The sequence below is a fragment of the Caulobacter sp. GW822-FHT01G02 genome (assembly GCF_058802865.1).
In genome coordinates, this window is sequence record NZ_JBXAON010000013.1 from 53,784 (window position 1) to 72,488 (window position 18,705).

Below are 18,705 nucleotides of genomic sequence, written 5' to 3' on the forward strand. Positions count from 1 at the left end.
GGCCTTAGGTCAGCCGCGCCAGCGCCTGGGCCATCACCTTTTCTGGAACCGGCATCAGTTTGGGGCCGTCCGTCCACACCAAAGCCGCTTCGACCGTTCTGCCGGGGAACACCTCTCGCAGCACGGCGGCATAGACGGCCATCTGCGCCAGATAGGCCGGATCGGCGTCCTCGATCCGGTCGGGCGAGGGGCGATTGGTCTTGTAATCGACGACCAGCACGCGGCTTTCGTCGACCACCAGCCGGTCGACGCGGCCCGAGACGGCGAGGCCTTCCGGCAAGTGAGCGCTGGTCCCGGCCAGGGCGACCTCGGCGCGGGAGCCGGGGCCGAACACGGCGGCGAACCGCGAATCATCCAGCACGCCAAACGCGGCTTGGGCCATCTCCTCACGCTGCGCGTCGGTCAGGTCGCGTTCGGCGGTCAGCAGGCGTCGGGCGGCGGTGGCGCGTTGGTCCGGCGCGACCTCGGGCAGCAGCTGCAGCAGCTTGTGGACAATCTCGCCCCGCCGGTAGCGGCCCAGGCCAGAGACCCTGGCCAGCGGCGAGGGAGCCGGGACACGGGCGTTGTCCTCGATCCGCGACGGCGCGGCGTAGCGGGCTGCGGCGGGCTCGGGCGGGGCTTCGACCTTGATCCAGGCCGGCGTGGACGCTGAATCGCGGATGGTCTCCTCCACGCGCGGGGCGCTGACCGGATCGGGACCGAAGCGCAGGAAGGCTGTCTCATTCTCACCAATTGACCGCACCTCCGGGGCGATGTCGGCATGCCCGAAGGCGGCGCGGGCGGCGGCGTACCAGCCGCCGACCTTGTCGTCCTTGGTCCGGGCGTCGATGCGGCCGCACAGGATCAGCCGGTCTCGGGCGCGGGTCAGGGCCACGTACAGCAGGCGCAGGGCCTCCTGGCTTTCCTTGTCCTCGCGCAGCCTGCGGGCCTTGGCCGAGGCGTCGCAGTCGCCCTTGCCGCTGGCGCACCACAGCAGGCCGCCGTCCTCGGTCACCAGCAGCGGCGAACCCCCGGCCCCGCGCTTCACGGTCGTCTCGGGCAGGAAGACGATCGGCGCCTCCAGGCCCTTGGAGCCGTGAGCGGTCATCACCCTGACCTCGCGCCGGGCGCCTTCCATCTCGCGCTTGACCACGATGTCCAGCGCCGCGAAGTCGGCGACCAGGGCCTCGAGGTCGCGCACGCCGCGCTGTTCGGCCTCCATCACCTGGGCCAGGAATTCGTCGAGCGCCTCTTCGGCCTCGGCGCCCAGACGGGTCAGCACCTTGGCCCGGTGCGAGCGGCCGCTGGCGTCGGCTAGGCCCAGCCAGCCGGCGAAGAACTCGAATGGCTGGCGCTTGCGGCCTTCCGTAAGCGCCCAGTCCAGCACGGTCCGCGCCGTGGTCCATTCCGGACGTTCCTCGGCCCGGCGGCGCAGTTCGGCCCACAGGGTGGCCCGGCGGCCCTTGGCCAGGGCGTAGACGTCCTCGTCGGTCAGGCCGCAGAAGGGCGACTTGAGCAGCGCCGCCAGGGTCAGGTCGTCGTCCGGGAACAGGATGAATCGCCCCAGCGCCAGCAGATCCTCGAAGGCGATGTGGCTGGACAGCGACAGCCGGTCGGCCCCGGCCACCGGCACGCCGCGCCGCTTCAGGGCCCGGATGATCTCCTCGAACAGCACCTTGCGGCGACGGACCAGGACGAGGATATCGCCGGCGTGGGCGGCGCGGTGGCGGCCGATCTCCTTGTCGAACACGGCATCGCCGCGCTCCAGGATCGCTTTCGTCTCGGCCGCGATGGCCTCGGCCAGGCGGCGGTTGGCGCTACGCTCGCCTTCCGAGTCGACCGGCACCTCCCAGGCCTCGCGCTCCTCGCCGGGAAGCTCACGGGTCAGGGGCCACAGGTCGACGCAGCCAGGATGGCCGTGACGGAACAGCTCGTGGCGGACGAGGTCCTGGCCGACCGGCGGGGGCACGCCCTCGCGGGTCTCGGGGTCGGAGAACAGCGCGTCGACGAAGCTCAGCACCTCGCGGGTCGAGCGGTATGACACCGTCAGCGGCACGCCCTTGCCGACCGCGCCGACCGCTTCGATGCGAGTGATGTAGCCTTGCGTCTCCTCCAGAAGCCGCGTCGGATCGGCGCCCTGGAACGAATAGATCGACTGCTTCTCGTCGCCGACCACGAACAGGGTCCGCTCGGCCCGGCGGCCGCTCCAGCCCTCGGAGGTTTCGCCGACGAAGAAGTCGGCGGTCAGGGCGCTGAGGATCTCCCACTGCTCCGGCGCGGTGTCCTGGGCCTCATCCAGCAGGATGTGATCGATGCCGCCGTCCAGCTTGTAGAGCACCCAGGCGGCTTCGACCTTCTCGGTCAGCAGCACGCGGGTCTTGTCGATCAGGTCGGTGAAGTCCAGCGCGCCGCGGGCGTCCTTCTCGATCCGGTGCGAGGTCACGTAAAGCACCGCCAGCCGCAGGGCGTCGGCGGTGTCCTCGGCCACCTTGGCGGCGCGGACCCGTTCGCGGGCGGCCTCCAGCTTGGCCTGGTCCAGCAGCAGGGCCTCCCGAAGGTCCTCGCGGCTCTTCAGGCCCGAGGTCTTGCCCGGCCAGGTCGCCGGCGCGCCCTCGCCGCCCTCGGTGAACAGGGCGCGGAGGGCAAGATCCAGCGTGGCGTCCGGATCGCGGGCCACGGCGGCCAGGCCTTCCGCGTACTTGGCGTCCTGCTTGCCGCCGCCATCGAAGAGCACCGTGGCCGCCGCCCGCCAGGCGCCGAGATCCAGCCGCGCCATGGCCTGGGCCGCGAGGTCGCCGGCCGAGGTCGGCGTAGCAAAACCGCAGCGCTCCCAGGCATCGGCCACGGCTTCGGACAGCCCGCCGCATCGCGCCACATAGGCCATGATCTGGTCGCGTCGGACCTCGAAGCCCGCGAACATGTTCTCGAAGCTCTGGAAGTCCAGCGCCACGGAGAAGCGGGCATAGGCCTCCGAGAATGCGTCTTCATGCGTATCGACCCATTGGGCCGTGGCGCGGCGCGCGGCGCGGGCGATGGCGGCGCCGGCCTGATCGTCCATCACCGTGAAGCCTGGCGAGACCCCGGCCTCCAGAGGGAAGCGCCGCAGCAGCTTTTCGCAGAAGGCGTGAATCGTCTGAATCTTCAGGCCGCCCGGCGTTTCCAGCGCCTTGGCGAACAGGGCGCGGGCGTCGGACAGGCCCTTGGCGTCGTAAGCGGCGTCCGTTTCGCCCACGAGCTTGATCAGCTCGGCCCGCAGGTCGGCGTCGCTGGTCACCGACCACTTGCCCAGCCGCTCGAACAGGCGGCGCTGCATCTCGGCGGCGGCGGCCTTGGTGTAGGTCACGCACAGGATCGCCTGGGGTTCGACCCCAGCCAGCAGCAGGCGCGCGACGCGGTCGATCAGGGTCTTGGTCTTGCCCGAGCCGGCATTGGCGGTGACGAAGGCCGAGATCGTCGGATCGGCCGCGATGCGCTGATGATCGGGCGCGCTCATTCGCCGTCCCCGTCGTCGCCGCTGGTCGACCATTCGAACACCCGCGCCAGGTGGGCGTAGTCGCCGGGATGCTCCTTGACGAACTGCGGGGCGACCCGCGAGCGGTAGGGCTCGGCCGGATCGTCATAACGGGCGATCAGCGTGGAGAGACCCTCCAGCGCCTTGGCGGCGGCGGCGGCGCTCTCCTCGCCGGCCAGGGCGCGGACCTGCTCCTCGCCGGCGGGGCGGCGGCCCGTGACGCGGACATAGGTCAGGTCGCCCGGCGTGGGGCTGCCCAGGTCCGGGAACCCGCCGTGCATCAGGATCGCCGCCGTCAGGGTCAGCTGCGGCGAAAAGCCGGTGTCGACCTGCTTCTGTGACGGGGCGGCGCCGGTCTTGTAGTCGAGGATGTGGGCGGTCCCGTCGGCGGTCGGCTCGATCCGGTCGGCCTTGGCGGTCAGGGTGAAGGGGCGGCCGTTGATGCTGAGCGACAGCTCGCCCGCCGCCTCGACCACGACCTTGCGCGCCGTGACGCGGCGATGACGCTCCCAGTCGGCGACCCACAGGGCGGCCTCGCGGGCCAGGGCCTTCTCGCGGGTCAAGGCGGTGGGCGGCATGCCCGCCGCGACCAAAGCGTCGATATAGAAGCGTTCGAACACGCCGGCGGCCTCGAGGGGCACGGCGTCGGGATAGGTCTCGGCGAATTTCTCGAAGGCCGCGTGGATGGCGGTGCCCCGGGCGCGGGCCTCGACCGGCTCGTCGGGGCGTTCCAGCGGATAGAGCTTGAGGATGTCGCGGGCCCAGACGGCGTAAGGGTCGCGGGTCAGGGCCTCGACGCGGGTGACGGCCATCTTGCGTGGGCGGTCCTCGACGGGCGGCGTCGGGGCTGGGCGGCCAATCGGCGCGTAGGGGGCGGGCGCGTCGAGGGCCCGGACCCAGTCCAGCACGTCGTCGCGGCGGGGCAGAGACAGCCCCGCGCCGGCGGCCAGGGTCTTCAGCCGCCACAGCCAGCGCGACTCGACGGCCGGCGCGCCGCCGCGTCGCTCGCAGTGGACCAGCACAACGTCCGGCGCGCTGGCGGCCTGTGCGAAGTCGTGGGCCGTCAGGCCGATCTTGCGTTCTGGCGGCGGCAGGCCGAGCCGGCTCCGCATGGGGCGCGACAGGAACGGATCGATCGGCGCGCCTTGCGGCCAGACGCCCTCCTCCAGCCCGGCCAGCACCAGGCGGTCGGCGCGAACCAGGCGGGCCTCGATAGCGCCCAGGATCCGCAGACGCGGATGGGTGGCGCCGCCGACGCGGACGGTCTCCTCGTTGACCAGTCGGTCGAGAATGTCGGCGAAGGCCTGGGGCGAGGCGTCGGGCAGGGGCTCGCCGTCCTGGATCAGGGCGGCCATCAGGGCGCCCAGGCACTCGCCCGCGCCGCCGGCCCAAAGACGGTGCGGCGCGATCAGGCCTTCCAGCGCCTCGACCAGGGCCTGGGCGGCCCGGCAAGGCGGAGCGAAGCCGTCCGCATAGGGCCCTGCGGCGTGGTCGACGGCAGCCAGGACGCGATCGCACAGGGCCAGGGCGTCGGGCGCGTCCCTCAGCCGGGCGCGCAGCACCTCGGCCGAACTGGGCGCGGCGCCGCGCAGGCCCTTACGTTCCAGCATTGCGGCGGCGGGCGCCTCGTCCTCGCCCAGAACCAGGGGGTGCTTGGCGAAGGCCAACAGGCGGACCGGGTTCAGTGGCTCCTCGACCAGCCGCGCCAAGTGCAGGGCCAGGATCGCCGAGCCGGCTGCGGCCAGAGGCGCGCCGGCCGAGCTGTCGGGGATCACGCCCCAGCGTTGCAGGCGGGTCATCACCCGGCGGGCCAGGGTCTGGTCGGGCGTGACGAGGGCGGCGGTCTTGTCCGGCGTCTCCAGCGCCTCGCGCAGCAGCAAGGCGCAGGCGCCGGCGGCCTCCTCCTCGGCGCGCGCGGCGATGACCGAGAAGCCGGTCAGGCCCTCGGCGACGGGGTCGAGGTCCGGGGCCTCGGCGCGCAGGGCGGCGATCTGGGCCAGCCAGTCGGCGGTGGCCTCGGCTGGACGCAGGGCCTCGTTGACGATCCGCCGCCGCCAGCGGCCGCGACTGTCGACATCGGGAACCCAGGCGCGGACATCCGAACGCGCGACGCCGGCGCGGTCCAGAAGGCGCTTCATCGCGCCTTGCGGATGCTGCTCGCCCTGGGAGCCCTCGATCTGGGTCCAGGCGCTGTCGGCCAGGTCCTCGTCGAGGCCTGGCAGCACCACGGCGCCCTTCGGCGCGGCGGCGATGACGCGCAGCAGGTCGGCGGTGGCGGGCGCGGTGCCGGTCGAGCCGGCGGCGACCAGCACCTCGGTCGGCGGATTCTCGGCCCATTGTCTTTCCAAGGCCCGCAGCAGCTTCACCCGGCGCTCGGAGACGTCGATCAGGCCCAGCGCCTCCAGCCGCTGCGGCCACGCGGTCAGCACGCCCTTCAGGAAGCGGGCCGAGACCTGCCAGTGCTGGGCCAGGTCGCCCTCGGCCAGGCCGTCCAGCTTGTCGGCGAACGGAACCTCCTCGATCTGACAGCTGTCGAGGAAGTCGGACAGGGCCTTGGCCAGTTCCAGGGCCTGGACCGGGCCGGGCTTGAACGACAGCTTGTCGCCATGGTCGATCACCAGCCGCGCCAGCTCGAATCGACGACGGCGCGACGAGATGGCGGGCGGGAAGTCGAGGGACAGCTCACCGGGCTCGAAGGGCGGCTCGCCTTCATCCAAGTCGCCCAGCGGCCGGATCTGCGGCAGCAGCAGCGCCCGACCGCCGCCGACCGCCAGGAAGGCGTCGGCCAGGGCGCGGGCGCCGCGCCGGGTCGGGGTTAGGACCGTGGCGCGGGGCAGGGCCTCGGGGCCCAGCGGTTCCAGCGTGTTCAGCAGGCCGCGCGCCAGATCATCGACGAACGGCCGATGGGCGGGGATCGAGAACCAGCGCGGCCCCGGTCTTTCAAAGAAGGGGGCCGGTCCGCTCATCCCTCGGCCATACTGTCTTGGGAGAGCTTGGCCTCGGCCGCCAGCTTGGCGTCGGGATCGCCGACGTGCATCCACAGGCCATCAGGCGCGACGCCGTGGACGCGGTGGTCGGCGGCCAGACGTTTCCACAGCGGCAGCAGGGAGAACGGACCTTCCGGCCCGTCGGCGGTGATGGCCGGCTTGCAGATATGGACGCCGACATAGACCAGCGGCGCGATCTCGCCGGAATCCTTGAAGCGCACGACGCCGTCTTCGAGGAACACGTCGCCGCTATCGTGGAAGCCGAGTGAACCGCTAGTCGAGGCCAGCATAAGGCAAACGTCCATCGTCTCAGGGTTCCAGGCGGCGGCCACGGCGTCGATGGCCGGACCGGCGTGCTCGATCCAGACGGAGTCGATATTGGCCACGAAGACCGGACCCTCACCCAGCAGTGGCAGGGCGTGCTTGACACCGCCGCCCGTCTCCAGGGCCTGAGGCCGCTCGTCGGAGATGACGATTTTCGGGCCAAGCCCCTTGGCTTGGCGAGCCTTGAGGTGAGCTTCGACCAGATCGGCGAAGTAGTGGACATTGACCACGGCGGTCTCGACCCCGGCGGCGGCCAGGCGATCCAGCATGTGGTCGATCAGCGCCTTGCCGGCGACCTCGACCAGGGCCTTGGGCCGGTCGTTGGTCAGCGGGCGCATGCGGGTGCCCAGGCCGGCGGCCAGCACCATCGCGACCTTGGGGCCACTCATCGGCGGGCCTCGGCGGGAACGTAGCGATCGAACCAGGCCTTGAGAGCGCTCATCACCGGATCGCTCAGGTTCCGCTCCAGGTAGCGCCAGGTGCGCGGCATGAAGGCCTCGTACTGGCGGCGACCCAGCAGGGCCTGGCGGGCGAAGACCCGGCCCAGGATGCGGGCGGCGTTCGAGGCGGCGAGGGCGCGGTAGTCGGCGATGAAGGCCTCGCGATCGACGCTCGGTCGGGCGGCGAGATAGCGGTCCAGCATGGCCGCTTCCAGTTCCGGCGACACGTCGCGGCGGGCGTCCTGCAGCAGGTGGGTCAGGTCCCAGGCGGGGTGGGCGCGCAGGGCGTCCTGGAAATCCAGCAGGCCGACGCGGGCGACGCCGTCGCGCTCGGGCAGCCACAGCAGGTTCTGGGCATGGTAGTCGCGATGGGTGAAGACGCTGGCCCCGGCCTCGCCGCGCACCCAGACGGGCGCCCACAGCGCGTCCCACGCGGCGACGGCCTCGCGGCTGAAGGCAGGAAGGCCGGCGAACTGGGGCCACCATTCCAGGAAGGTGTCGGTAGCGTATTTCAGGGCCAGGGTGTCGTAGGTCAGCAGCGGCCAGCGGACGTCGTCGACTGCCAGAACGTCCGGAGGCGTCTCGGCGTGCAGGGCCACCTGCAGGTCGACGGCGGCCTCGTACAGCGGGCGCTCATCCTGGCCTTCCGCGATCAGGGTGGCGTAGAGGCCGTCGCCCAAATCTTCCAGGACCGCCAGCCCCTGTGCGACGTCATAGGCGAAGATGCGCGGGGCCGAGAGACCGCGCTGGCGCAGATAGTCGGCGGTGGCGACGAAGGCGGCGACCGAGCCGGCGGCCAGGCGCGCGGCGGCGTTGTAGCCCAGGGCCAGGCGCTCGGCGTCCGTCGCGCCCGGTGGGCAGACGACGCTTTCCAGCGCTGGCGGCTGGTCCATGAAGATGAAGCTCTCGCTCTCGTCCCCCTTGGCGCGGTGCAGGCGCTCATAAGACCGCGTCGAGGCGTCGCCGCCCAGGCTCTCTCGGCGGACGTCGCCGAAGCCGTGGGTTTCCAGGAACGCGGCCTTCGCCACTTCTCTCTCAGAACTCAAGATCACGTCCCTCGAAATCGCCGTGCCGTGTGATGACGGCGCGCCGCGCGTCGCCGTCGAGGGCGATGTCTATATCGAGCCGAGTCGCGGGCAAACGTCCTTCGAGCCGTTGGGGCCATTCGATCAGGGCGACGCCGCCGTCCAGGGCTTCGTCCAGCCCGATCTCATAGGCCTCGTCGGGGTTCGACAGGCGATAGAGATCAAAGTGGGCCAGGGGGAAGCCGGCTGTTTCGTAGAACTGCACCAGCGTGAAGGTCGGGCTGGGCACCTCCTCATCCGGCGTCGTCAGGGCCCTGATGAGGGCCCGGGCCAGGGTCGACTTCCCCGCGCCCAGAGGACCGGTCAGGCACACGGCGTCGCCCGGGCGCAGGGACGCGGCCAGCGCTCGGCCCAGGTCCTGAGTGGCGGCCTCGTCGGCGAGAAAAAGGGCGGTCACGTCAGGCGGCTCGTCGGATCGGTCGGCAACATGCGCTCCACATAGCGCTTCAGGACTTCCGTGGCTTCTGTCGCGTCGCCGGGCAAGGCCTGCGGATCAACCTGCGCCCCGACGATCAGCGAAAAGCGACGGCCCTTCTTGTTCAGCAACTCATGGAACAAAGTGATGTCGCGCAGCTCTTTCCAGCGTTTGTCGAACAGGTGGAACAGGGTCGACCAGGGGCCGGCCAGGTGCATAGGCACGATTGGCGCGCCGTACTTGCGGGCGATCGAAACGGCGGAGGCCATCCAGGGCGGGTCGGTCAGGCGGCCGTCTGCGTCCTTCACCGCCAAGCGTCCGGCCGGGAAGATCATCAAGGCGCGCTCGGCCTCCATCGCGTCGCGGGTCATCGACAGGGTCAGGCGCATCCGCTCGCGGCTGCGCTTTTCCTCGACCCATTCGACGGGGATCAGCACCTCGTCGAACCGGCGGCAGACGCGGTGGGCGTCGGCGTTGGCGTAGAACAACACGTCGGGCCGCCGGGCCTTGACGGCGTCATAGACCGCGACGCCGTCGCCGATGCCGGTCGGATGGTTGGCGACGATCACGCAGCGGCCGGCGGCGGGCAGGTTCGAGAGGCCCGCGACCTCGACCCGCAGGGCCAGCAGGTCGGAGACGTGGTCCAGCGCCGCGCGGCCGTCCAGCTGACAGATCCTCTGCGCCATCCGCCGGGCCTTGCGGTAGTCCAGCATCCGATAAACGACCGGCCGAACCAGCGGCCAGATCGGGGACCCCGTCAGGCGCGGCGCGCGCTCGGCGATCAGAGTATCGACGATGTGGGGCTCGGGCGTCTGTCGCGCCCCGACCACCCCGAAGGCCGGAACATGAACCATGCCGGGAGTCTAGGTCGCGTCGACGAGGCTGTCAGCCGGCGGATGACGCATGGGCGGGCTTCCCCTCGAGGCGCTCACGCGCTAACCGCAGTCCCCGATGCCGACTTCTCTTCGCACCGCCTATCGCGAGCGCCTGACTCTGGGCGAGATCCGGCCCGACGTGGCCCAGGCCGCCGCCGTGGACGCCCTGTCCCGGCTGGAAGCCGATCTCGACAACGCCGGCGAGCCCGGCTTCTCGCTGTTCGGCCGCAAGCCCAAGAGCCAGCGCGGCGTCTATCTGTGGGGTCCGGTCGGGCGCGGGAAGTCCATGCTGATGGACCTGTTCTTCGACAGCGCGCCGATCAACAAGAAGCGCCGCATCCACTTCCACGCCTTCATGGCCGAGGTCCACGCCGACATCGACGCGTGGCGCAAGGGCGATGCCGCGGCGCGCAAGGCGCGGTTCGGTCAGTCCAGGGGCGATGATCCGATCGCCCCGACCGCCGAGCTGATCGCCACGAACGCTCGCCTGCTCTGCTTCGACGAGCTGCAGGTCACCGACATCGCCGACGCCATGATCCTGGGGCGGCTGTTCGAGGCCCTGTTCGCGCGGGGCGTAACCCTGGTGGCCACCTCGAACCGGCCGCCGGACGACCTCTACAAGGACGGCCTCAACCGTCAGCTCTTCGTCCCCTTCATCGACATGCTTAAGAGCGCCATGGACGTCGTGGCCGTGCGCGGGCCGGTCGACTTCCGCCTGGATCGTCTGCGCGCGGCCCGCACCTGGCTGGCGCCGAACGACAAGGAGAGCCAGGCCGAGTTCGAGCAGCTGTGGACCGACATGCTGGATGGCGCGGCCGAGACCGGCGCGACGCTGGAGGTGCTGGGCCGCAAGATGCGCCTGCCCCGCGCCGCCGGCGGCATGCTGCGCTCGTCCTTCGCCAGCCTGTGCCAGCAGGCCCTGGGGCCGCAGGACTACCTGGCCGTCGCTGAGCGGTTCCACACCCTCTTCCTGGAAGACGTGCCGCGCCTGACCCCCGCCCGGCGTGACGCGGCCAAGCGGTTCAACACGCTGATCGACGCGCTCTACGAAGCCGACGCCAAGCTGGTGGCCCTGGCCGACGCCGAGCCGGAACAGCTCTACCCCGAAGGCGATGGATCCTTCGAGTTCGAGCGCACGGTCTCGCGCCTGCAGGAAATGCGTTCGGCCGACTATGTGGCGCGGGTGCGGGACTAGGAGAATATCATGAGCGTCAAGGATCGGGTCCGCGTCCGCGAGACCAAGCTGCTGTCCGACAACTGGTACGTCCTGAAGACGACCACCTTCGACTGGAAGCGGCGGGACGGGACCTGGCAAACCCAGCATCGCGAGCACTACGACCGGGGCAATGGGGCGGTGCTGTTGCCCTACAATCTGAAAAGCCGGACGGTGCTGCTGGTCCGGCAGTTCCGCTGGCCGGCCTTCGTCAATGGCTATGACGATCTGCTGATCGAGGCGGCGGCCGGCCTGCTGGACAACGCCGAGCCGGAGGTTCGCATCCGCGCGGAGGTCGAGGAGGAGCTGGGCTACCGCCTGGGCGACGTGCGCAAGGTGTTCGAGGCCTTCATGAGCCCGGGCTCGGTGACCGAGATTCTGCACTTCTTCGTCGCCGAGTACGATGCGGCCATGCGGATCGGCGACGGCGGCGGCCATCCTGACGAGGGTGAGGACATCGAGGTTCTGGAGCCGACCATCGACGAGGCCCTGGCGATGATCGCCGACGGTCGCATCCGTGACGCCAAGACCATCATGCTGCTGCAGCACCTGGCCTTGACGGTGTTCAAGGCTTAGCGGGACCGCGGATCCGGGGAATTAGCCGAAGTCCCGCGCAAGCGGCACGTCGAACCGGACGAATAGGCCGGCCGGGCTGTAGTCGGCCGCGATCGCGCCGCGGAGTTCGCCGGTAATGCTGCGCTCGATCAGACGTGAGCCGAACCCGCGTCGGGTGGGCTGACGAGCTGGCGGGCCGTCGAGCTCGCGCCAGTCAAAGACGAGACGCTCGTCATCGCGCACCGACCAGGCCAGCGCCAGTCGGCCGGCGTTCGACAGGGACCCGTACTTGGCGGCGTTGGTGGCCAGCTCGTGGAACACCATCCCCAGCGACAGGGCAACGCGCGCCGGCAGGTGGACATTCGGGCCGTCCATGACGATGCGCTCCGGGCCATAGGGTCCGAGTTCCTGGATCAGGAGCTGGCGTAGTCCCGCGCCGGCCCACTGGCTGTCGGTCAGGGCGTTGTGCGTCTGAGATAGGGCCAGCAGCCTGGCTTCGAACGCGGCGGCGAAGTCCTCGGGCGTCGTGGCGCCGCGCAGGGTCTGCTGGGCGATGGCCTGGACCGTGGCCAAGGTATTCTTCACGCGGTGGTTCAGCTCGTCCAGCAGCAGGCGCTGGCGTTCGTCCGCCTGGACTTGATCCGTCATGTCCACGCCCTCGACGAAGACGCCCGAGGCCGTCCCGTCCGCCTCGATGATCGGCTGGTAGACGAAGTCGAGATAGCGCTCTTCCAACGCCGCGTCGGGGTTGCGCTGCAGGGCGATCTTCACGCGTCGGCCGACGAACGCCTCGCGGGTCGCCAAGACCTGATCCAGCAGATTGATGACGCCTTGGTCGACGATCTCCGGAAGCGCGGTTCGCACCGGCAGGCCGGTAACCTCTCGGTGACCGATCAGCTGGGCGTAGGCGTTGTTGGCGAGGTCGAAGACGTGATCTGGGCCGCGCAGCACCGCCATGAAGCTGGGCGCCTGCATGAAGAGATTGCGGAGCTGCCGGCTCTGGGATTGCACGGCTTCGGCCCGCCGAAGAACTTCGTCGCTCAGCATGGTCGTGGATCGCGCGCCGAAGGCCGCGTCCTTGAGGCGCTGGATCGCGGTGACGTCCTGGGTGTGCTGTAGAATGTAGCGGGTCGCGCCGGTCTCGTCGGGGATCGGCGTGTGGGTGGCGCTCCAGAGCCGGTCCTCGAAGCCGCCGCCCAGATGGGCCGGTCGTTCGATCGCGTAGTGGATCAGCGGCAGCTCGGTCACTTCGCCGCGGTCGCGGGCGTGGGCCAGGGAGGCTTCGAGCTGGGCTCGCGTCTCGCCTTCCGAGGGGAAGGCGTCGAAGATGTTGCGCCCTTCCAGTTCGTCCCAACCGCGCTGCAAGGTGCGCAGATAGGCGCTATTGGCAGCGACATATCGAAAGTCACGGTCCAGCAGCATGTAGGGCGAGGGAATGCGATCGAAAATCTCGCCGAAATCGATCGGACCCGTCATGCGCACGCCTTGCTCCCCTCCCTAAAGCGACAGACGGTAACGCAACCTTGGCCTTGGAGGTTCCTTAACCCACCCGGATCTGGATTGAGAACGTTTCTCAACAAGCGCCGCTTAATTGACACCCCCGCCCTCGCGCTTAAAAGCATCCCGCAACGCACAAAGGCTACTGGGGTTGGACCTCTCATGACCGACACGAGCCGGGGGCTGCCTGAGCGCCCGATGTCGCCGCACCTGCAGGTGTGGCGTTGGCATATCACCATGGCCTGCTCGATCCTGCACCGCGGCTGCATCGTTGGTCTGTGGGTCGGCGCCGTGATCCTGGCCGCCTGGGCCGCCGCCCTGGCCGCTGGTCCGGACGTCTATGCGGGCTTCCTCGGCGTGCTGGGCTCGCCGATCGGCAAGCTGGTGTTACTGGGCGAGACCTTCGCCGTGTTCTTCAACATCGCCTACACGATCCGCCAGACCTTCTGGGACACCGGCAAGGGCTTCGCTCCGCGCATCGCCGACATGACCGGCGCCATGGCGATCGCCTTTGCGGTCGTGGCGACGATCGTCACCTGGGTCATCGCCGGCGCGAACGGAGCGTTCTGAATCATGAGCAAGAACGACCTCTTCCAGCCCATTCAATTCCGCACCCCGTTGTCGCGGGCCCGCGGCCTGGGCGCCTCGCGTCACGGCGTCAGCCACTTCATCACCGAGCGCGTCTCTGGCCTGGCCCTGGCGCCGCTGAGCGTCTGGGGCGTGTTCGCGGCCCTGAAGCTGGTCGGCGCCGACCAGCACACCGCCGCCGCCTGGGTCGGCCAGCCGGTCAACGCCGTGTTGCTGAGCCTGCTGCTGATCTCGGCCCTGATCCACCTGTCGAACACGGTCCAGGTGGTGATCGAAGACTACATCCACCGCTTCACGAGCAAGTCGGCCCTGGTGATCGGCAATCTGTTCGTCTGCGTGCTGGCCGGCGCCGTGGGGGTCTTCTCGATCCTCAAGGTGGCCATGACCGTGACCGGAGCCCATTGATGTCGGCCTACAAGTTCATCGACCACAAGTTCGACGTCGTCGTCGTCGGCGCCGGCGGTTCAGGTCTCCGCGCCGCCTTGGGCGCCGCGCAGGCCGGCCTGAAGACCGCCTGCGTCACCAAGGTGTTCCCGACCCGCAGCCACACCGTGGCGGCGCAGGGCGGCATCTCGGCCTCGCTGGGCAATATGGGCCAGGATGACTGGCGCTGGCACATGTACGACACCGTCAAGGGGTCGGACTGGCTGGGCGACCAGGACGCCATCGAATACCTGACCCGCAACGCGCCGGCCGCCGTCTACGAGTTGGAGCACTGGGGCGTGCCCTTCTCGCGCACGGCCGAGGGCAAGATCTATCAGCGCGCCTTTGGCGGCATGACCAAGAACTATGGCGAAGGCCCGATCCAGCGCACCTGCGCGGCGGCCGACCGCACCGGTCACGCCATGCTGCACACGATGTACGGCCAGTCGCTGGCCCACGACACCGAGTTCTTCATCGAGTACTTCGCCCTCGACCTGATCATGGACGACGGCGTCTGCCGCGGTGTCACCGCCTGGAAGCTCGACGACGGCACCCTGCACCGCTTCCAGGCCCAGACGGTGATCCTGGCCACGGGCGGTTACGGCCGCGCCTACTTCTCGGCCACCTCGGCCCACACCTGCACGGGCGACGGCAACGCCATGGCGTTGCGCGCCGGCCTGCCGCTGCAGGACATGGAATTCGTGCAGTTCCACCCGACTGGCATCTACGGCGCCGGTTGCCTGATCACGGAAGGCGCTCGCGGCGAAGGCGGCTACCTGACCAACTCGGAAGGCGAGCGCTTCATGGAGCGCTACGCCCCGTCGGTGAAGGACCTGGCGCCCCGCGACATGGTCAGCCGCGCGATGACCATCGAGATCCGCGAAGGCCGCGGCGTCGGTCCGAACAAGGACCATATCTTCCTGCACCTGGATCACCTGGATCCGAAGATCCTGCACGAGCGCCTGCCCGGCATCTCCGAGACCGCCAAGGTCTTCGCCGGCGTAGACGTCACCAAGGCGCCGATCCCGGTGCTGCCGACCGTCCACTACAACATGGGCGGCATCCCGACGAACTATCACGGCGAGGTCGTCACCAAGTCGGGCGACAATCCCGACCAGGTGATCCCGGGCCTGATGGCCGTGGGCGAGGCCGCCTGCGTGTCGGTCCACGGCGCCAACCGCCTGGGCTCCAACTCGCTGATCGACCTGGTGGTCTTCGGTCGCGCCGCGGCCCTGCGCTGCGCCGAGGTCCTGACCCCCGGCGCCAAGCAGCCGGAACTGAAGGACGCCTGGACCGACGGCCACCTGGCCCGCTTTGACCGCTATCGCAACGCCAGCGGGACCCAAGGCACGGCCGCCCTGCGTCTCGAGATGCAGAAGGCCATGCAGGAAGACGCTGCGGTGTTCCGCACGGGCGAAACCCTGGTCGGCGGCGCTCAGCGCCTGGCGACGGTCTGGGACAAGGCCAAGGACATCAAGGTCAGCGATCGCGGTCTGGTGTGGAACACCGACCTGATGGAGACCCTGGAGTTCGACAACCTGATCGGCCAAGCGGTCGTGACCGTGGCCGGCGCGGTCAACCGCACCGAAAGCCGCGGCGCTCACGCACGCGAGGACTTCTCGAGCCGCGATGACGCCGAATGGATGAAGCACACCCTGGCCTGGCTCGATGTCGAGACCGGCAAGGTGAAGATCGATTACCGTCCGGTGCACAGCTACACGATGTCGGACGACATTGCCTACATCCCGCCGAAGCAACGGGTCTACTGAGGGTACGATGGTCGAACTCGCACTCCCCAAGAACTCGCAGGTCAAGTCGGGCAAGCACTGGCCCGCGCCGGCCGGCGCCAAGAAGGTCAAGACCTTCAAGATCTACCGCTACGATCCGGAAGCGGGCGGCAATCCGCGCTGGGACACCTACGACGTCGACGTCGACACCGTGGGCCCGATGGTCCTGGACGCCCTGCTGTATATCAAGAACACCATCGATCCGACCCTGGCCTTCCGCCGGTCGTGCCGGGAGGGTGTCTGTGGGTCGTGCTCGATGAACATCGGCGGCCGCAATACCCTGGCCTGCACCCACGGCTGGGCCGAGGTGCCGGGCAAGGCCGTGCAGATCAGCCCGCTGCCGCACATGCCGGTGGTCAAGGACCTGATCCCGGACCTGACGCTATTCTACGCCCAGTACGCCTCGGTCGAGCCCTGGCTGCACACCGACACGCCCGAGCCGCAGACCGAGTGGAAGCAGTCGCCGGAAGACCGCGAGAAGCTCGACGGTCTCTACGAGTGCATCCTCTGCGCCTGCTGCTCGACCTCGTGCCCCAGCTACTGGTGGAACGGCGACAAGTACCTGGGACCGGCGGCCCTGCTGCACGCCTATCGCTGGCTGATAGACAGCCGCGACGAAGCGACCGGCGACCGCCTCGACCAGCTCGAAGACCCGTTCAAGCTCTATCGCTGCCACACGATCATGAACTGCGCCCAGGTCTGCCCGAAGGGTCTGAACCCGGCCAAGGCCATCGCCGAGATCAAGAAGATGATGGTCGAGCGCGTCGTCTGACGGGCTCCCCGAGAAGACAAGAATGGGGCGGCTTCGGAAACGAGCCGCCCCATTCTATATCCGCCTTTGTCGAAGGCGCTTGCCAATAGGTGACGCCGGCGTCATTTTTGACGAAAGGGAGGGCGTCATTGAGCGCTGAAGCCAATCAGAACGCGTGCGTCGTCATCGTCGGCGCCGGCCATGCCGGCGGCTCGGCCGCGGCGTTCCTGCGTCAATATGGTCACCAGGGCCGCATTGTGCTGATCGGCGACGAGCCGTTGCTGCCCTATCAGCGCCCACCGCTGTCGAAGGCGTGGCTGAAGGGCGAGGCCGACGCCGACTCCTTGGCCCTCAAGCCGGCCGAATGGTACGCCGAGAACAACGTCTCCCTGCGCCTCGAAGGCGTGGCCGAGCGGATCAACCGTTCCGAAAAGACGGTGACCCTCGCGTCGGGGGAGGTCATCGCCTACGACTTCCTCATTCTGGCCACGGGCGCTCGCGCCCGTGAGCTGCCGATACCGGGTTCCGACCTCGCCGGTGTCCTGTCCCTGCGTACGGCGGCCGACGCTGAACGGCTCAAGCACGCCCTGGGACCGGGCAAGCGGCTGGCCGTGATCGGCGGCGGCTATGTCGGCCTGGAGGCGGCCGCCTCGGCCCGGGCGCTGGGCAGCCACGCCATGGTCATCGAGCGTGAAAGCCGCGTGCTGGCCCGGGTCGCCTGCGAGACCCTGTCGCTCTTCTTCCAAGACTATCACAGCAAGCATGGCGTCGTGTTCGAGCTGAACGCCGGTGTCGCCGGCTTCGAGGGCGAGAACGGCCACGTCACCGGCGTGAAGTTTTCGGATGGCCGCGTCATCGCCTGCGATGTCGCCCTGGTCGGCGTCGGCGCGGTTCCCAACGACGAACTGGCCAAGGATGCGGGCCTGGCGACCGCCAATGGCGTGGTTGTCGACCTGGAAGCGCGCACCGAGGATCCGTCGATCTTCGCGATCGGCGACGTCACCCATCGTCCGCTCCCGCTCTATGAGCGCCAGTTCCGCCTGGAATCCGTCCCCAACGCCCTGGAGCAGGCCAAGCAGGCTGCTTCGGCGATTCTTGGACGTCCGGGTCCCGCGCCCGAGGTGCCGTGGTTCTGGTCCGACCAGTATGATCTGAAGCTGCAGATCGCCGGCCTGCCGTTCGAGGCGGACCGCCAGGTGGTGCGCGGCGATGTCGCCGCCGCCAAGTTCGCGGTCTTCCATCTGAAGGGTGACCTGCTGCAGGCCGTCGAGGCGGTCAACGCGCCGCCCGAATTCATGGCCGGCAAGCAGCTGATCGCCAAACGCACACCGGTGAGCGCCGACAAGCTCGCCGATCTTACGGTGTCCATGAAAGAGGTGGCGGCTTAGGCCGCCCTATAGAGACAGCCTTCCAGGGGTAATGGGAAACAGATGGCCAAGATCACCTACATCGAACACGACGGCGCCGAACATGTCCTCGACGTGAAGCCAGGCCTGACCGTCATGGAAGGCGCCGTGAAGAACAACGTGCCGGGCATCGACGCGGACTGCGGCGGGGCCTGCGCCTGCGCCACCTGCCACGTCTATGTCGACCCGGCCTGGCTCGATAAGACCGGCGACAAGTCGGCCATGGAAGAGTCGATGCTGGATTTCGCCGAGAACGTCGAGCCCAACAGCCGCCTGTCGTGCCAGATCAAGGTGAGCGACGCGCTGGACGGTCTGATCGTGCGCCTGCCGGAAAGCCAGCATTAGTCACGGCGTCAAAAGAGCGTTGTTATATTGTCGCGAGGGGCTTGCCAGTCGTCCGAGGGAGGACTAGATCACCGCCTCGCTCGGAACGGCGTCGCGGCCGGACGATGCGGCCCCCGAAAGGGAGTTGCATCGGCTCAGACGCTTCGCTAAACACCGCGCTCCAATCGACTCGATGACGGATCCGCAAGGGCGGCCACGGCGGCCCAGGGATCCTTCTTTTGTCTCTTCACTCCCCGGTTTTCCGGAGTTTGAAAAAGCCGAAAAGAGTTGGTTGACTTCGGAATGTCGCTTCTTTAGAAGCGCCGCTCCGGACATCGCCGCCAAGACTTCGCAAGAAATCAGCGGCGCGATGTTAGGCTAGTCAAGTAATCGCTTCGAAGTTTTCTTCGAGAAATAGCTTGACTGGATTTGGTGGTTTCTTTAGAAGCTGCCGGCTCTGCCGAGGACCTCCGGGTTGGTTGGCGGGTTTGTCGGAAAGTTTTGAAAAAAACGATTTGACACGGAATTCGAGGTTCGCTAGATAG

The 18,705-nt window shown here is 68.8% G+C and carries 15 protein-coding genes; 8 read left to right on the forward strand and 7 right to left on the reverse strand.

The window, feature by feature from the left end:
• Positions 1-4: 4 nt before the first annotated feature.
• From addA to AC1RNC_RS25405, 6 genes are read right to left on the reverse strand one after another with little or no spacing between them, the layout of a single operon-like run.
• A complete protein-coding gene (gene addA, locus AC1RNC_RS25380; protein WP_492888761.1) occupies positions 5-3,472 on the reverse strand; it encodes a double-strand break repair helicase AddA in 3,468 nt (1,155 codons plus the stop codon).
• Complete coding sequence (addB, locus tag AC1RNC_RS25385; protein ID WP_492888762.1) at positions 3,469-6,456, reverse strand: double-strand break repair protein AddB; 2,988 nt, start codon at positions 6,454-6,456, stop codon at positions 3,469-3,471. Before addB ends, addA begins: the two co-directional genes overlap by 4 nt.
• Complete coding sequence (gene murU / locus AC1RNC_RS25390; protein ID WP_492888763.1) at positions 6,453-7,190, reverse strand: N-acetylmuramate alpha-1-phosphate uridylyltransferase MurU; 738 nt, start codon at positions 7,188-7,190, stop codon at positions 6,453-6,455. The genes addB and murU overlap by 4 nt, the downstream gene beginning before the upstream one ends.
• Entirely contained in the window at positions 7,187-8,287 is a 1,101-nt protein-coding gene (gene amgK, locus AC1RNC_RS25395) for an N-acetylmuramate/N-acetylglucosamine kinase AmgK (protein ID WP_492888764.1), read from the reverse strand. Before amgK ends, murU begins: the two co-directional genes overlap by 4 nt.
• Positions 8,277-8,723: a tRNA (adenosine(37)-N6)-threonylcarbamoyltransferase complex ATPase subunit type 1 TsaE gene (gene tsaE, locus AC1RNC_RS25400; RefSeq protein WP_492888765.1), complete on the reverse strand. Its 447-nt coding sequence runs from the start codon at positions 8,721-8,723 to the stop codon at positions 8,277-8,279. The genes amgK and tsaE overlap by 11 nt, the downstream gene beginning before the upstream one ends.
• The gene (locus tag AC1RNC_RS25405) at positions 8,720-9,595 is read right to left on the reverse strand and encodes a GNAT family N-acetyltransferase (RefSeq protein WP_492888766.1); all 876 of its coding nucleotides are present in this window, start codon (positions 9,593-9,595) and stop codon (positions 8,720-8,722) included. The genes tsaE and AC1RNC_RS25405 overlap by 4 nt, the downstream gene beginning before the upstream one ends.
• A gap of 97 nt (positions 9,596-9,692) precedes the next feature.
• Between AC1RNC_RS25405 and zapE the strand changes: the two genes are divergently transcribed.
• Together zapE and AC1RNC_RS25415 are read left to right on the forward strand one after the other, a co-directional pair.
• Positions 9,693-10,811, forward strand: coding sequence for a cell division protein ZapE (gene zapE, locus AC1RNC_RS25410; protein WP_492888767.1), 1,119 nt, complete (start codon positions 9,693-9,695; stop codon positions 10,809-10,811).
• 9 nt (positions 10,812-10,820) lie between these two features.
• Positions 10,821-11,405 carry a GDP-mannose pyrophosphatase gene (locus AC1RNC_RS25415; protein ID WP_492888768.1) on the forward strand — a complete coding sequence of 195 codons (585 nt, stop codon included), beginning with the start codon at positions 10,821-10,823 and terminating at the stop codon, positions 11,403-11,405.
• Positions 11,406-11,426: 21 nt separating this feature from the next.
• Here AC1RNC_RS25415 and AC1RNC_RS25420 read toward each other — a convergent pair whose 3' ends face one another.
• Positions 11,427-12,860 carry a sensor histidine kinase gene (locus AC1RNC_RS25420; protein WP_492888775.1) on the reverse strand — a complete coding sequence of 478 codons (1,434 nt, stop codon included), beginning with the start codon at positions 12,858-12,860 and terminating at the stop codon, positions 11,427-11,429.
• 183 nt (positions 12,861-13,043) lie between these two features.
• On the opposite strand from AC1RNC_RS25420, the gene sdhC reads away from it, so the two are divergent.
• From sdhC to AC1RNC_RS25450, 6 genes are all read left to right on the forward strand, one after another.
• Positions 13,044-13,451, forward strand: a complete 408-nt coding sequence (sdhC, locus tag AC1RNC_RS25425; RefSeq protein WP_492841983.1) for a succinate dehydrogenase, cytochrome b556 subunit — start codon at positions 13,044-13,046, stop codon at positions 13,449-13,451.
• Between the two features lie 3 nt (positions 13,452-13,454).
• Entirely contained in the window at positions 13,455-13,874 is a 420-nt protein-coding gene (sdhD, locus tag AC1RNC_RS25430) for a succinate dehydrogenase, hydrophobic membrane anchor protein (RefSeq protein WP_492888769.1), read from the forward strand.
• Positions 13,874-15,661, forward strand: coding sequence for a succinate dehydrogenase flavoprotein subunit (gene sdhA, locus AC1RNC_RS25435; RefSeq protein WP_492888770.1), 1,788 nt, complete (start codon positions 13,874-13,876; stop codon positions 15,659-15,661). Before sdhD ends, sdhA begins: the two co-directional genes overlap by 1 nt.
• A 7-nt stretch (positions 15,662-15,668) precedes the next feature.
• Positions 15,669-16,451, forward strand: coding sequence for a succinate dehydrogenase iron-sulfur subunit (locus AC1RNC_RS25440; RefSeq protein WP_099575368.1), 783 nt, complete (start codon positions 15,669-15,671; stop codon positions 16,449-16,451).
• Between the two features lie 128 nt (positions 16,452-16,579).
• Positions 16,580-17,818, forward strand: coding sequence for an NAD(P)/FAD-dependent oxidoreductase (locus AC1RNC_RS25445; RefSeq protein ID WP_492888771.1), 1,239 nt, complete (start codon positions 16,580-16,582; stop codon positions 17,816-17,818).
• 42 nt (positions 17,819-17,860) lie between these two features.
• Complete coding sequence (locus tag AC1RNC_RS25450; protein WP_492888772.1) at positions 17,861-18,181, forward strand: 2Fe-2S iron-sulfur cluster-binding protein; 321 nt, start codon at positions 17,861-17,863, stop codon at positions 18,179-18,181.
• Positions 18,182-18,705: the final 524 nt, after the last annotated feature.